Consider the following 13,005-nt stretch of genomic DNA (forward strand, 5'->3'; position numbering starts at 1 on the left):
CCGATGACTGAGCAACTTCATTTCTCTGAACTGTGGCCGCACTGGCCGGCGCTGCTGGCGGGATTGTGGGTCACCATCCAGCTGACGGTGATGGCGACCGTCGGCGGGCTGGCGATAGGGATTTTCGGGGCGGCGATCCGCAGCGGACGCACCACCTGGTACAGCCGGATCTGGGGCAGCTACGTGGAGATCATCCGCAACACGCCGTTTGTGGTGCAGCTATTTTTCATCGTCTTCGGCCTGCCGAATCTGGGCCTGAAGATGACGGCGGGGGAGGCGGCGCTGCTGGCAATGGTGGTGAACCTGGGCGCGTACAGCACCGAAATTATCCGCGCGGGCATTCAGGTCACGCCGAAAGGACAGTGGGAGGCCGGGCGCGTGCTAGGGCTGACCCGTCTGCAGACGTTTATTCGCGTGGTGCTGCCGCCCGCGCTGCAACGTATTTATCCGGCACTGGTGAGCCAGTGCATCATCGTGATGCTCGGCTCATCGGTGGTGTCGCAGGTCTCGTATGAAGAGCTGACCTTTGCCGCCAACCTGATCCAGTCCAGAACGTTTTTGAGCTTTGAGGTCTATCTGGTGACAACCGGTATTTACTTAGCGCTGTCGATTACCCTGCGCCAGCTGATGATGGCGGCTGGACGGAAATGGCTGGGGGTGCAGGCATGATGACCACCTTTACCGACTGGGACATTATTCGCAACCTGCTGCTGGCCGGACGCTGGACGGTGCTGCTGTCGCTGGTGGCGTTTGTCGGCGGGGCGGTGGTGACGCTACCGCTCCTGCTGCTGCGCCTGACCGGCGGTCGCACGGTGAAGCGCATCATCCGCGGCTATATCGAGCTGTTTCAGGGGACGCCCCTGCTGATGCAGCTGTTCCTGGCCTTCTTTGGCGTGGCGCTGTTCGGCATCGACGTTTCGCCGTGGACCGCCGCCTCGTTGGCGTTAACCTTCTACACCAGCGCGTTTCTGCTCGATATTTGGTTCGGTAGCATCCGTGCGCTGCCGAAAGGGCAGTGGGAAGCCTCGCGCTGTCTGGGACTGACCTTCGGCCAGACCCTGTTTCGCGTGGTCGCCCCGCAGGCATTGCGCATCGGCATCGCCCCGACGGTCGGCTTTGCCGTGCAGGTGATCAAAGGTACCGCACTGGCGTCGATTATCGGCTTTATCGAGCTGACCAAGGCCGGGACCATGCTGACCAACGTGACCTATCAGCCGTTCAAAGTCTTTGCGCTGGTGGCGCTGGGCTACTTCATTCTGTGTTATCCGCTGTCGCGCTACAGCCGCTATCTGGAGACGAAATTCAATGCCTCTCATCACCATTAATCAGGTGCAGAAGTACTACGGTAATAACCACGTGCTCAAGGGTGTCGATCTGGATATCGACATGGGCCAGGTGATCTCCATTATCGGGCGCAGCGGATCGGGAAAAAGCACGCTGCTTCGCTGTATCAACGGCCTGGAGGGCTATCAGGACGGCAGCATTAAGCTGGGCGGCATGACGATTACCGACCGGGATTCCCAGGCGCGTGAAATCAGCCGCTCGGTGGGGATGGTGTTCCAGAGCTTCAACCTGTTCCCGCACATGACGGCGCTGGAAAACGTCATGCTCGCCCCGCGTCGGGTGCTGAAGAAAAGTGCTGCCGAATGCCGGGAGCTGGCGCAGCGCATGCTGGAGAAAGTGGGTTTAGGCGATCGTCTGGATTACTACCCGTCGAGCCTCTCCGGCGGCCAGCAGCAGCGCGTGGCGATTGCCCGCGCGCTGGCGATGTCGCCTAAAGTTTTACTCTGTGACGAGATCACCTCCGCGCTTGACCCGGAGCTGGTGGGCGAAGTGCTCAAGGTACTGGAGCAGCTGGCCGCCGAGGGGATGACCCTGATTCTCGTGACGCACGAAATGAATTTTGCCCGCGAAGTGGGCGACCGCGTGGTGTTTATGCACCAGGGGAAAGTCTGGGAGCAGGGCGACAGCAAAACGCTGTTCGCCAACCCGCAGACCACGGAACTGAAGCAGTTCATCTCCTCCGTGCGCGGCCTCAACTGATAAGGACTGACTCATGGATATTGCACATTTTCCGCAAATTAACCCGCCGCAACGTCTACTGATGGGGCCAGGGCCGATCAACGCCGACCCGCGCGTGCTGCGCGCTATGTCGAGCCAGCTGATTGGCCAGTACGATCCGGCCATGACCCACTACATGAACGAGGTGATGGCGCTCTATCGCGGCGTATTCCGCACTGAAAATCGCTGGACGATGCTGGTCGACGGTACCTCCCGGGCGGGGATTGAAGCGATACTGGTTTCCGCCATTCGCCCGGGGGATAAAGTGCTGGTTCCGGTCTTTGGCCGCTTTGGTCACCTGCTGTGCGAAATTGCCCGCCGCTGTCGGGCGGAGGTGCATACCATCGAGGTGCCGTGGGGCGAGGTGTTCACCCCGGACCAGGTGGAGGATGCGATTAAGCGTATTCGTCCTCGCCTGCTGCTCACCGTACAGGGCGACACCTCCACCACCATGCTGCAGCCACTCGCGGAGCTTGGCGCTATCTGCCGCCGCTACGACGTGCTGTTTTACACCGACGCCACCGCGTCCCTCGGCGGCAACGCGCTGGAGACCGACGCCTGGGGGCTGGATGCCGTTTCGGCCGGGATGCAGAAGTGTCTCGGTGGGCCATCGGGTACTTCGCCAGTCACCCTGAGTATGCGGATGGAGGAGGCGATCCGCCGCCGCAAGTGCGTTGAGGCGGGCATTCGCACCGACGCCCACCGCGACGGCGACGAGGAGATGATCTACTCCAACTACTTCGATCTTGGCATGGTGATGGACTACTGGGGGCCGGAACGGCTGAATCACCATACCGAAGCCACCACCGCGCTGTTTGGCGCCCGCGAATGCGCGCGGCTGATCCTGCAGGAAGGGCTTGATAACGGCATTGCCCGCCACAAGCTGCACGGCGATGCGCTCCTGAAGGGCATTCAGGCGATGGGGCTGGAGACCTTTGGCGACCTGAAGCACAAGATGAATAACGTGCTGGGCGTGGTGATTCCACAGGGCGTCAACGGCGACGAGGTGCGTAAGCTGATGCTGGAGGATTTCGGGATTGAAATCGGCACCTCGTTTGGCCCGCTGCACGGTAAAGTGTGGCGCATTGGCACCATGGGTTATAACGCACGTAAGGATTGCGTGATGACCACCCTGAGCGCGCTGGAGTCGGTGCTGAACTACCTGAAATTCACCACCACGCAGGGGGCCGCCATGCAGGCCGCGTGGGACCACTATCGCCGCGAGACGCCGCAATGAGCCCGGCGGCAGAACGGGTGATGGCGCGCGCCGATGCGCTGGCCGCCATCAGCGAAACGCCGGATGCGCTGACCCGGGTCTACCTCTCGGCGCAGCATCTGCAGGCCAACCAGCTGGTTGGACAGTGGATGAGCCAGGCGGGGATGACCGTCTGGCAGGACAGCGTGGGCAATATCTGTGGACGCTATGAAGGTGCTCAGGAAGGGGCGCAGGCGGTGCTGCTCGGTTCGCATCTGGATACCGTGCGCAATGCGGGGCGCTACGACGGTATGCTCGGGGTGCTCACCGCGATTGAAGTGGTGGACAGCCTGCACCAGCAGGGCCTGCACCTGGCGCAGGCCATTGAGATTGTCGGTTTTTGCGATGAAGAGGGCACCCGTTTCGGCATTACGCTGTTAGGCAGCCGGGGGCTGACGGGCACCTGGCCGCAGGACTGGCTGGAAAAAACCGACGCCAGCGGCATCAGCGTGGCGCAGGCAATGGTGCAGGTGGGGCTCGATCCCGGCCGCGTGTCGCATGCCGCACGCCGTCCCGAGGATTTCAGCGCCTACCTGGAGCTGCACATTGAACAGGGGCCGTGCCTTGAGCAGGACGGTCTCGCGCTCGGCGTGGTGGAAGCCATCAACGGCGCGCGTCGCCTGAATTGCCGTTTCACCGGCGAAGCCGGGCACGCGGGAACCGTGCCGATGAACCATCGTAAGGACGCGCTGGCCGCCGCTGCCGAATGGATGGTTCTCATCGAAAATACCACCCGGCAGCAGGGCGGTAATCGGGTGGCGACGGTCGGGGAGCTGCGCTGCCTGCCCGGTGCGGTAAACGTGATCCCCGGTGAGGTGCATCTCTCGCTGGATATCCGCGGTCCGCAGGATGCGCCGCTGGATCGGTTGCTGGCCGAATTGCTGGAAAATGCGCAGGCAATCGCGTCGCGACGCGGACTGCAGTTCAGCGCCGAGGAGTTTTACCGCATCGCCGCCACGCCGTGCGATATCCACCTGCAAAACGTGTTAGGGGAGGCCGTCGAATCGGTGCAGGGGCGTTCACTGTCGCTGCCCAGCGGCGCGGGCCATGATGCGATTGCCATCGCGGAACGCTGGCCGGTAGGGATGCTGTTTGTGCGCTGCAAGGGGGGCGTCAGCCACCACCCGGCAGAGTCGGTGATGGCTGAGGATGTCGCGCTGGCGATTGAGGCGTTTTCGCGAGCGGTGATCCAGCTGGCGGACCGTGTTACTCCAGCCCCAGCGTATATTGCGCGATCTTGAAGTAGATAATCAGCCCGGTACCGTCGATAAGCGTCGCGATAAACGGCGCGGAGACGACCGCCGGGTCAATGCCGCAGCGTTTGAGCACCATCGGAATCACGGACGACACAATCGCGCTCCACAGCGTTATGCACACCAGCGTCAGGCTGACGATAAGCGTGATTTCCAGCCCAATCCCCATTATCCACGCGCGGATACACCCGGCAATCCCGAGCGTCACGGCAATCATCAGCGAAGTGGTCATCTCTTTTCGCAGCACGCGCCCGACGTCGCGAAGATGCACCTCTCCCAGCGCCATGGCGCGCACCAGCGTGGAGGTGATCTGCGTTCCGCTGTTGCCGCCAGTGCCGATCAGCAGCGGAATAAAGAACGCCAGCGCAATGGCGGACTCCAGCGCCTCTTCGAAGTGCTGGATCACCGAACTGGTATAGGCTTCTGCGACAAACAGCAGCAGGAGCCAGACGGAGCGTTTCTTCCACAGGCTGAAGGCGCTGGTTTCCAGATAGGGCTTCTCCAGCGGCAGCGTCGCCCCCTGAAGCTGAGCGTCTTCGGTGACGTCATCTTCCAGCAGATGGGCGATTTCGCGCTCGGTCAGGCAGCCGACGAGCTTGCCGTGGGTGACCACCGGCACAACGTCCGCGCCGCCGTGCGCCAGCTGGCCGGCAACATCGGCACGTTCATCCTCCGGTTTGACCTGTAAAAACTGCGAGATCATCAGCGATTTCACCGGCTGTAGCGTATCGGCGGTTTGCAGCAATTTACGCACCGCAATCATGCCCGCCAGGCGGCCATTGTCTTCAATAAAAATATGCGATGGAATATCGTCGGCTTTTAATTTTGCGAAGAATTGCTCGCGCGCCAGCGCCACGCATAATGCAATATCAAGGACGATAAAATCGGTATTCATATATTGCGCGATGGCGCTGTCATTGAATGCCGGGTTTTGATTGTGAATAGCGTAAGACATAGTGAATTCCCTTTGAATAAAAATATCTCTCAGGGGCGAGCAAGACAGGGCATGTCGAAGAGGAGATCCCCACGTCCTGGGTTCAGCACTGTACACCGTATCCCGCAAGGGAAGTTATACTGACAAAGCCTTGATTCGACAGTGCCTGTTTTACCCTGTGTTGGTTCTCTCGAACCCACCAGAGCGATAACGTGTATTTGTACAGGAGCCTCGCCATAACGAGATCGTTGTAAAACGTGAGGGATAATACGCATATTTAATTTTACCGCTCAGGATTTTAAATAATGTTTAAGAACGGTTTAGAAGAATTTTATTAATACGATGTTGAGGGTTTATTTAAGGTTATTCATTTTAAATAAAAGATTAAATCATCACGAGGATGGGGTAAATGGCGTGGTTTGATCATCTGCTTACTCATTTTGCGCTCTATCCGGCACATCTGTTTGCGTTGTTATTCGTGATGGCGCTGGGTAAATCGACGGTACTGATCTCCTCCGTGCTGCCACCCGCCTCGGTGATGCTGCTGGCGGGCATCGGCGTCAGCCAGGGGAGCATGCATCCTGGGCTCGCATGGCTTGCCGTGGTAATGGGGGCAACGGTGGGGTCGGTGCTAAATTACCATGTTGGCCAGCTGATGGGACACACCCGGCTGGTCACGCGTTTCACGTCTAAGCATGCCGACAGGTTTTTGAGAGTGCAGCATCAGCTGCAAAAGAACGGTGAAATTGCGCTGTTTACGTCGCGCTTTCTGGCGGTATTGCGTTATATCGTGCCGCTGGCAGCGGGGATGCTCAGGCTAAGCGCCGTGAAGGTCTATGCCGTCAGCCTGCTTTCTGCCTGCGCGTGGGCGGCGCTGTATGTTGGCATCGTCGCTGGCATCAGCGTCTGAATCGGCGAGTAAGGTATTCATCAGATTGAGAAATGCTTCCCGGAAAATTGTCACGAATCTGTCACACTGAATGCGACATTTTAAAACGAGTGAGGAATTAGGGATGAGAAAAGCACTACTCGCGCTGGCAGTCGCCGGTTCCATTTCAGCAACGTTTGGCGTGCAGGCACAAGAGACGCCGGAAGGGTATCAGCTGGAGCAAGTTTTAATCATGAGTCGCCATAACCTGCGCGCACCGCTCGCCAACAACGGCAGCGTGCTGGAGCAGTCCACGCCGAAACAGTGGCCAGAGTGGGAGGTACCGGGTGGTCAGCTCACCACCAAAGGCGGCGTGCTGGAGGTCTATATGGGTCATTACATGCGCGAGTGGCTGGCGCAGCAGGGGATGATAAAGACTGGAGAGTGCCCGCCAGCGGACACCGTTTATGCATATGCCAATAGCCTGCAGCGTACCGTTGCGACCGCGCAATTCTTCATTACCGGCGCGTTCCCGGGGTGCGATGTGCCTGTGCATCATCAGGAAAAAATGGGCACGATGGATCCCACCTTTAATCCGGTCATTACCGATAACTCGCCTGAGTTCCGCGAAAAAGCGCTGAAGGCGATGGAGACCGAGCGGCAGAAAATGCAGCTTTCAGAAAGCTATAAGCTGCTGGAGCAGATGACGAACTACGCCGATTCGCCGTCCTGCAAAGAGAAAAAAGTCTGCTCGCTGGCGGACGCGAAAGATACGTTCAGTGCCGACTATGAAAAAGAGCCAGGCGTGTCCGGTCCGCTGAAAGTGGGTAACTCGCTGGTGGATGCGTTCACGCTGCAATATTACGAAGGTTTCCCGGCTGACCAGGTGGCCTGGGGTGAGATCAAGACTGACCAGCAGTGGCGTGTGCTGTCGAAGCTGAAAAACGGCTATCAGGACTCGCTGTTTACCTCCACCGAGGTGGCGCAAAACGTCGCCAAACCCCTGGTGAAATATATTGATAAAGCGCTGGTCACCGATCAGGCGAAAGCGCCTAAAATCACCCTGCTGGTGGGGCATGATTCAAACATTGCTTCGCTGCTGACCGCGCTGGATTTCAAACCGTATCAACTCCACGATCAGCACGAGCGCACGCCAATTGGCGGCAAAATAGTCTTCCAGCGCTGGCATGACAAAAACGCTAACCAGGAACTGATGAAAATTGAGTATGTCTACCAGAGCTCAGAGCAGCTGCGAAACGCCAGCGTGCTGTCGCTGGAATCCCCCGCGCAGCGTGTGACGCTGGAGCTGAAAGGCTGCCCGGTGGATGCTAACGGCTTCTGCCCGGTTGATAAGTTTAATGCGGTGATGAACAGCGCGGCAAAATAGAGGATACCCCCCCGCAAAGGCGGGGGGGAAACGCTTAGACGTTTTTACGTTCGATGGTCTGTTCGCCCCAGAAGAGCGAGTCTTTGTCCGTCTTTTCGAAGGCGCGAACCAGCACTTCGTCGCTACCTTCTTCCCAAATCTGCTCTGCCAGTTTCTCGTCATATTTCGCGACTTCAAAAATGGCTTCGGCAATCTCCGGAGAGGTATTGCGTAAACTTGCCCATTCACCCACGCGGTGGGCTTTTGATTCCTGAGTTGGCATGCTTGTCCTCCTGTTGAGTTAGCCGTTCAGTTTTTTGGCGAGGCCCGCGACATGCTCACCCTGATAACGGGCGATGGCGAGCTCTTCGTCGCTCGGCTGTCGGGAACCATCGCCGCCGGCAATGGTGGTTGCACCGTAGGGAGTACCGCCACGTACCTGAGAAACATCAAAGAGTTCCTGCGCGCCGTAGCCAATCGGCACAATCACCATCCCATGATGAGCAAGGGTAGTCCAGGTTGAGGTAATCGTCTGCTCCTGACCGCCACCGGTGCCGGTAGAGCTGAAGACGCTGGCGAGTTTGCCGTATAAAGCGCCTGAGGCCCATAGCCCGCCCGTCTGATCGAGGAAGGTGCGCATCTGGCCGGACATATTGCCGAAACGGGTTGGCGTCCCGAAAATAATCGCATCGTAATCTGCCAGCTCCTGAGGCGTGGCGACCGGGGCATTCTGTGTTTTTCCCCCGGCTTTGGCGAAGGCTTCCGCCTGCATGGTTTCCGGTACGCGCTTCACCACAACCTCAACGCCGTCCACCCTGTTTGCACCTTCTGCGACTGCGTGAGCCATGGTTTCAATGTGTCCATACATGGAATAATAGAGCACCAGAACTTTTGCCATTTTGCATCACTCCTCGTTTGTGTTTTCTGACAGCGGATCGCTGCGTTCATTTAAAGATATGCCATCACGGCCAGACTGCAAAAATGAACACCATTTCTTTGATTTATAACAATATGATTGGGGAAGCGTGCTGTAGCAAAATGAAACAACTTTCTCGCCTCCGTTTTTTGAAATGATAAGAAAGAGTTATGAATCTCCGTCGCGTTATCTCACCCGAAAGACTGAGATCCTGTTGCAGGATATTACCAGCGGCTTGCCGGACAGCCTTAGTCCACTAAGCTTAGTTTCACGCGGCACAGATAAAGGCACTGTCCTCATGCCGCGAGGTGAAAGAATCCTCTTTTACTGAATGCAATATGATGTCTAATGTTTCACACTCTGGAGGTTAGAGATGGCAAACCATCGTGGTGGTTCAGGTAATTTCGCTGAAGACCGTGAAAGAGCATCAGAAGCAGGTCGTAAAGGTGGCCAGCATAGCGGGGGCAACTTCAAAAATGACCCTCAGCGCGCATCAGAGGCTGGCAAGAAAGGGGGTAAAAACAGCCACGGCAGCAATAAGTAACGCGCCAGGCTGAACCCTGCCGCCGGGCGTTCCCGGCGGTTTTTTTATTTCTGCAACATTGAACTGTAACCAAAGGCGACGCACACTACAGAATTGTTCTCATTTGCTGGTGTCGCATGTCTGTCTCACGCTTTAAATTCTCCGTAAAACCGCAGGAAGCCATCCTTATTCTCATCACCATGTTCTGGGGCGGGACGTTTCTGGCCGTCCAGTACGCGGTAACGCTGAGCGATCCGTTCTTTTTTGTTGGTCTGCGCTTTGCGACGGCGGCGATAGCCGTGGCGCTCGTATCGCTAAAATCCCTGCGCGGATTAACCCTTAAAGAGCTGAAGGCCGGGGTGGCGATCGGGGTGGCGATTGCAATGGGCTACAGCCTGCAGACATGGGGATTACAGACTATCTCCAGCAGCAAATCGGCATTTATCACCGCCATGTATGTACCGCTGGTACCGCTCCTGCAGTGGCTTTGCCTGGGACGGCTGCCGGGGATGATGTCCTGCATCGGTATCGTGCTGGCATTTATCGGCCTGATTTTGCTGGCCGGGCCGGAAAATAACCTGCTGGCACTGGGACCGGGCGAGATCATTACCCTCGTCGGGGCGATTGCCATTGCGGCGGAAATTATTCTGATTAGCGCCTGGGCGGGCAAGGTGGACGTCAAGCGCGTGACGGTGGTCCAGCTCGCCACGGCCTCGCTGGTGGCGTTTGCGACGATGGTACCGGCCGGAGAGTCCGTGCCGCCGATGTCTACCGGTCTGATCGTGGTCGCGTTGGGGCTGGGCATCTTCAGCGCCATTATTCAGGTCACCATGAACTGGGCGCAGCGCAGCGTCTCCCCGACGCGGGCAACGGTGATCTACACCGGCGAACCGGTATGGGCGGGGATTTTTGGTCGCCTCGCCGGAGAGCGCTTGCCGCTGCTGGCCCTGGTCGGTGCGGCATTTATTGTCGCCGGGGTGCTGGTGAGCGAGCTGAAGCTCAGAAAACGCCGGATTGAGGTGAGCGATCTGACGACAGAAAAAGGTTGTGATTGAAAAACGGAGCGGATTAGTCCAGGATATGTACGGATAAATACCGTACACGGTGATGTAAACCATGCCAGCACTTAAAAAACAGCGTATCGATCTTCGCTTAACGGACGAAGACAAAACAATGATTGAAGAAGCGGCGGCGATGACGAACCAGACAATCACCCAGTTTATGGTGAACAGTGCGTCAGAACGCGCTGCTGAAGTCATCGAACAACATCGGCGTCTCGTATTAAACGAGTCATCATGGAATGCGGTGATGGACGCCATCGACAATCCGCCAGAGCCAAATGAACGCCTGAAGCGAGCGGCAAAACGTCTTCGAAACATGGAGTGAAGCATCGTGGCAAATCTCACGATCGAAATGTTTTCAGAGGGAAGTGATTACGATTTCAGGGGCTTCGATTGTGGTGAACCCTCGCTAAATGCCTTCCTGACGGAACATCTGGTGCGTCAGCACAAGGGACGGATATTGCGAGGTTACCTGCTTAAAGATCGTGACCATCCGCGTGTGCTGGGCTATTACACGTTGTCCGGAAGCTGCTTTGAAAAAGCGATGCTTCCTTCTAAGACCCAGCAGCGTCGGATCCCCTATGTCAACGTACCCAGTGTGACGCTGGGGCGTCTGGCTGTGCATAAAGATCTACAGGGAAAGGAGTGGGGAACAACGCTCGTCGCACATGCTATGCGCGTTGTGTATCTGGCATCGCAGGCGGTAGGGGTACACGGAATCTTTGTTGATGCTCTCAATGAACAGGCAAAACGATTCTATCTGAAGCAGGGTTTTATTCCGCTGACAGGTGAAAACAGCCATTCTCTTTTCTTCCCCACAAAATCTATCGAACAACTCTTTGAGCAGGCGTGATCGTTGTACTGCCTTTTGATAGTACGCAAGATTATGGTCGGGTAAGGTGTGACTATTACCCGACGTCAAGATTTTACGAATCCTGATGCACCACCTCACCCTGCGGTGCTGCGCCCATACGGCGGCTCAGCAGGGCGTTAAGCAGAATTGCCCCGAACGTTGCCGTGCCGATCCCACCAATTGTAAATCCGCCCAGCGTTAGCGCGAAATCGCCCGCGCCCAGCACCAGCGTGACCGCCACCATAATCAGGTTGCTGTTCTGGCTCAGATCGACCCGATGCTGCACCCAGATACGCGCCCCGGCCACGGCGATCAGCCCAAATACCACAATCGATGCCCCGCCGATGACCGGCGACGGAATGGTGTGGATCAGCGCGCCGAACTTCGGAGAGAAACCAAGCAGTATCGCCATCGCCGCTGCCGCGACGAAGACCAGCGTCGAGTAGACTTTGGTCACCGCCATCACGCCGATATTTTCGGCATAGGTGGTGACGCCGCTGCCGCCCACGGAGCCGGAGATCATGGTTGCCAGACCGTCACCGACAAATGCCCGGCCCATGTACGGGTCCATACTGCGGCCGGTCATTCCCGTGACCGCCTTCAGGTGACCTAAGTTCTCCGCCACCAGGATCACCGCCACCGGTGCGATAAGCATCATTGCCTGGGTGTTAAAGGTGGGGGAAGTGACCTGCGGCAGGCCAAACCAGGCAGCCTGATGGAGCAGGGTAAAATCGACCGGCTTGCCGAGACCGAAAACGTTCGCCAGCAGAGCGTAAACCAGACAGGCGACAATCAGCCCGACCAGAATCAGCAGACGCTGGATCATCCCGCGCGTAAACACCGCCACCAGGCCGATACACAGCACGGTGATCACCGCCATCCAGCTTTCAAACGGCGAGCCGGAGACGCTTTTCACCGCGATCGGCGCCAGGTTCAGGCCAATCGCCATGACGACGGCACCGGTCACCACGGGAGGCATCATGCGTTCGATCCAGCGCGTGCCAATCTTCATCACCACCAGACCAATCAGGGTATAGACCAGGCCGCAGGCGATGATGCCGCCGAGCGCCACGCTCAGGTTAGGGTTGATCCCCTGGCCGTTAAATCCGGTTGTGGCGATAACCACCCCGACAAACGCGGCGCTGGAGCCCAGATAGCTGGGCACGCGCCCACCGGTGACAAAAAAGAACAGCAGGGTGCCGATACCCGACATCAGAATCGACAGGTTGGGATCAAGCCCCATTAGCATCGGCATGAGTACGGTCGCACCAAACATCGCGACTGCATGCTGGACGCCCATCACCATCGTTTGTCCGAGCGGGAGTCGTTCATCCGGCGCGATCACGCCTGCTTCTGTGGTGGTCGATTTCAACTGCCAGTGGGGAAATCCGAACATGGTCTGTCTCCTTAAAGCGCCTTAGCAGGCGGGTCGCATAAGCGCGTGGTAGCCGCGGTCAAACCACACCAGCCCTTGCGGCGCGGGGTGGCGAGCAATCGAAACAATGTCGCAAAACAGAATGTCGTGGGTACCGACGCTCACCACCTGGCTGATGCGGCAGTCAAACGAGGCCAGCGCATCCTCCAGACGCGGACACCCCGTGTCGCCCGTTTGCCAGCGGGCGGCGGCAAAGCGCGTCTCCATTGGCGTTTTGCCGCCAAACAGGTTGGATAGCGGCTCTTGTCCGGCGCTCAGGGTGTTCACGCACAGCGTGCGGTTTTCGCTAAACGTCGGCCAGACGGACGCGCCGCGGTTCAGGCATACCAGCAGGGTGGGAGGCGAATCCGTGACGCTGCACACCGCGCTGGCAGTGAATCCCGCCATTCCCGCCGGGCCGTCGGTGGTGATGATGTTGACTGCCGCGCCGACGCAGGCCATGGCGTCGCGAAAGGTTTGTTTATCCGGTGTCGTCATGAT

16 protein-coding genes and 1 riboswitch are annotated in these 13,005 nt (G+C 57.9%); of the genes, 11 read left to right on the forward strand and 5 right to left on the reverse strand.

Going from position 1 to position 13,005, the window contains the following annotated elements:
• Positions 1-3: 3 nt before the first annotated feature.
• From G0034_RS07885 to hpxK, 5 genes are read left to right on the forward strand one after another with little or no spacing between them, the layout of a single operon-like run.
• Entirely contained in the window at positions 4-669 is a 666-nt protein-coding gene (locus G0034_RS07885; protein ID WP_063861273.1) for an amino acid ABC transporter permease, read from the forward strand.
• The gene (locus tag G0034_RS07890; protein WP_049008460.1) at positions 669-1,325 is read left to right on the forward strand and encodes an amino acid ABC transporter permease; all 657 of its coding nucleotides are present in this window, start codon (positions 669-671) and stop codon (positions 1,323-1,325) included. Before G0034_RS07885 ends, G0034_RS07890 begins: the two co-directional genes overlap by 1 nt.
• Complete coding sequence (locus G0034_RS07895) at positions 1,306-2,043, forward strand: amino acid ABC transporter ATP-binding protein (RefSeq protein ID WP_023292833.1); 738 nt, start codon at positions 1,306-1,308, stop codon at positions 2,041-2,043. Before G0034_RS07890 ends, G0034_RS07895 begins: the two co-directional genes overlap by 20 nt.
• A gap of 13 nt (positions 2,044-2,056) precedes the next feature.
• Positions 2,057-3,298, forward strand: a complete 1,242-nt coding sequence (locus G0034_RS07900; protein WP_179120696.1) for a pyridoxal-phosphate-dependent aminotransferase family protein — start codon at positions 2,057-2,059, stop codon at positions 3,296-3,298.
• Positions 3,295-4,557 (forward strand): allantoate amidohydrolase, encoded by a 1,263-nt coding sequence (gene hpxK, locus G0034_RS07905; RefSeq protein ID WP_045134623.1) that lies wholly within the window; start codon positions 3,295-3,297, stop codon positions 4,555-4,557. The genes G0034_RS07900 and hpxK overlap by 4 nt, the downstream gene beginning before the upstream one ends.
• Here the strand turns inward: hpxK and G0034_RS07910 are convergent.
• Positions 4,523-5,524 (reverse strand): magnesium transporter, encoded by a 1,002-nt coding sequence (locus tag G0034_RS07910; RefSeq protein ID WP_179120697.1) that lies wholly within the window; start codon positions 5,522-5,524, stop codon positions 4,523-4,525. The two genes, hpxK and G0034_RS07910, sit on opposite strands and share 35 nt — an antisense overlap.
• A gap of 60 nt (positions 5,525-5,584) precedes the next feature.
• A riboswitch (M-box (ykoK) riboswitch) is annotated at positions 5,585-5,754 on the reverse strand.
• A 158-nt stretch (positions 5,755-5,912) separates the two neighbouring features.
• Here G0034_RS07910 and G0034_RS07915 point away from each other — a divergent pair.
• Both G0034_RS07915 and agp read left to right on the forward strand, forming a co-directional pair.
• Complete coding sequence (locus G0034_RS07915) at positions 5,913-6,413, forward strand: DedA family protein (RefSeq protein WP_014883299.1); 501 nt, start codon at positions 5,913-5,915, stop codon at positions 6,411-6,413.
• A gap of 103 nt (positions 6,414-6,516) precedes the next feature.
• A complete protein-coding gene (gene agp / locus G0034_RS07920; protein WP_023337066.1) occupies positions 6,517-7,758 on the forward strand; it encodes a bifunctional glucose-1-phosphatase/inositol phosphatase in 1,242 nt (413 codons plus the stop codon).
• Between the two features lie 34 nt (positions 7,759-7,792).
• Here the strand turns inward: agp and G0034_RS07925 are convergent, their stop codons facing one another.
• Both G0034_RS07925 and wrbA read right to left on the reverse strand, forming a co-directional pair.
• Positions 7,793-8,020 carry a YccJ family protein gene (locus G0034_RS07925; RefSeq protein WP_014883300.1) on the reverse strand — a complete coding sequence of 76 codons (228 nt, stop codon included), beginning with the start codon at positions 8,018-8,020 and terminating at the stop codon, positions 7,793-7,795.
• 18 nt (positions 8,021-8,038) lie between these two features.
• The gene (gene wrbA / locus G0034_RS07930; RefSeq protein ID WP_014883301.1) at positions 8,039-8,635 is read right to left on the reverse strand and encodes an NAD(P)H:quinone oxidoreductase; all 597 of its coding nucleotides are present in this window, start codon (positions 8,633-8,635) and stop codon (positions 8,039-8,041) included.
• A 391-nt stretch (positions 8,636-9,026) separates the two neighbouring features.
• Between wrbA and G0034_RS07935 the strand changes: the two genes are divergently transcribed.
• From G0034_RS07935 to G0034_RS07950, 4 genes are all read left to right on the forward strand, one after another.
• Positions 9,027-9,197 carry a con-10 family general stress protein gene (locus G0034_RS07935; RefSeq protein ID WP_023332656.1) on the forward strand — a complete coding sequence of 57 codons (171 nt, stop codon included), beginning with the start codon at positions 9,027-9,029 and terminating at the stop codon, positions 9,195-9,197.
• A 116-nt stretch (positions 9,198-9,313) separates the two neighbouring features.
• Positions 9,314-10,231 carry a DMT family transporter gene (locus tag G0034_RS07940; protein ID WP_047028038.1) on the forward strand — a complete coding sequence of 306 codons (918 nt, stop codon included), beginning with the start codon at positions 9,314-9,316 and terminating at the stop codon, positions 10,229-10,231.
• Positions 10,232-10,292: 61 nt separating this feature from the next.
• On the forward strand, positions 10,293-10,562 hold the full coding sequence (locus G0034_RS07945) for a type II toxin-antitoxin system TacA family antitoxin (RefSeq protein WP_014883303.1): 270 nt from the start codon (positions 10,293-10,295) through the stop codon (positions 10,560-10,562).
• A 3-nt stretch (positions 10,563-10,565) separates the two neighbouring features.
• Positions 10,566-11,090, forward strand: a complete 525-nt coding sequence (locus tag G0034_RS07950; protein ID WP_176450254.1) for a GNAT family N-acetyltransferase — start codon at positions 10,566-10,568, stop codon at positions 11,088-11,090.
• A 73-nt stretch (positions 11,091-11,163) separates the two neighbouring features.
• Here the strand turns inward: G0034_RS07950 and rutG are convergent, their stop codons facing one another.
• Positions 11,164-12,486, reverse strand: a complete 1,323-nt coding sequence (gene rutG / locus G0034_RS07955) for a pyrimidine utilization transport protein G (protein WP_179120698.1) — start codon at positions 12,484-12,486, stop codon at positions 11,164-11,166.
• A gap of 21 nt (positions 12,487-12,507) precedes the next feature.
• Entirely contained in the window at positions 12,508-13,002 is a 495-nt protein-coding gene (rutF, locus tag G0034_RS07960) for an NADH-dependent FMN reductase RutF (protein ID WP_069601907.1), read from the reverse strand.
• Positions 13,003-13,005: the final 3 nt, after the last annotated feature.

Origin of the sequence: Enterobacter sp. T2 (assembly GCF_010692925.1) — a bacterium.
Lineage (GTDB): Bacteria > Pseudomonadota > Gammaproteobacteria > Enterobacterales > Enterobacteriaceae > Enterobacter > Enterobacter kobei.

Excerpts from the sequence above, each read along its gene's own strand:
- G0034_RS07935 (WP_023332656.1), top strand. The coding sequence starts at position 9,027 with ATGGCAAACCATCGTGGTGGTTCAGGTAATTTCGCTGAAGACCGTGAA.
- G0034_RS07940 (WP_047028038.1), top strand. The coding sequence starts at position 9,314 with ATGTCTGTCTCACGCTTTAAATTCTCCGTAAAACCGCAGGAAGCCATC.
- G0034_RS07945 (WP_014883303.1), top strand. The coding sequence starts at position 10,293 with ATGCCAGCACTTAAAAAACAGCGTATCGATCTTCGCTTAACGGACGAA.
- G0034_RS07910 (WP_179120697.1), bottom strand. The coding sequence starts at position 5,524 with ATGTCTTACGCTATTCACAATCAAAACCCGGCATTCAATGACAGCGCC.
- G0034_RS07895 (WP_023292833.1), top strand. The coding sequence starts at position 1,306 with ATGCCTCTCATCACCATTAATCAGGTGCAGAAGTACTACGGTAATAAC.
- G0034_RS07900 (WP_179120696.1), top strand. The coding sequence starts at position 2,057 with ATGGATATTGCACATTTTCCGCAAATTAACCCGCCGCAACGTCTACTG.
- hpxK (WP_045134623.1), top strand. The coding sequence starts at position 3,295 with ATGAGCCCGGCGGCAGAACGGGTGATGGCGCGCGCCGATGCGCTGGCC.
- rutF (WP_069601907.1), bottom strand. The coding sequence starts at position 13,002 with ATGACGACACCGGATAAACAAACCTTTCGCGACGCCATGGCCTGCGTC.
- G0034_RS07915 (WP_014883299.1), top strand. The coding sequence starts at position 5,913 with ATGGCGTGGTTTGATCATCTGCTTACTCATTTTGCGCTCTATCCGGCA.
- G0034_RS07925 (WP_014883300.1), bottom strand. The coding sequence starts at position 8,020 with ATGCCAACTCAGGAATCAAAAGCCCACCGCGTGGGTGAATGGGCAAGT.
- wrbA (WP_014883301.1), bottom strand. The coding sequence starts at position 8,635 with ATGGCAAAAGTTCTGGTGCTCTATTATTCCATGTATGGACACATTGAA.
- agp (WP_023337066.1), top strand. The coding sequence starts at position 6,517 with ATGAGAAAAGCACTACTCGCGCTGGCAGTCGCCGGTTCCATTTCAGCA.
- rutG (WP_179120698.1), bottom strand. The coding sequence starts at position 12,486 with ATGTTCGGATTTCCCCACTGGCAGTTGAAATCGACCACCACAGAAGCA.
- G0034_RS07885 (WP_063861273.1), top strand. The coding sequence starts at position 4 with ATGACTGAGCAACTTCATTTCTCTGAACTGTGGCCGCACTGGCCGGCG.
- G0034_RS07890 (WP_049008460.1), top strand. The coding sequence starts at position 669 with ATGACCACCTTTACCGACTGGGACATTATTCGCAACCTGCTGCTGGCC.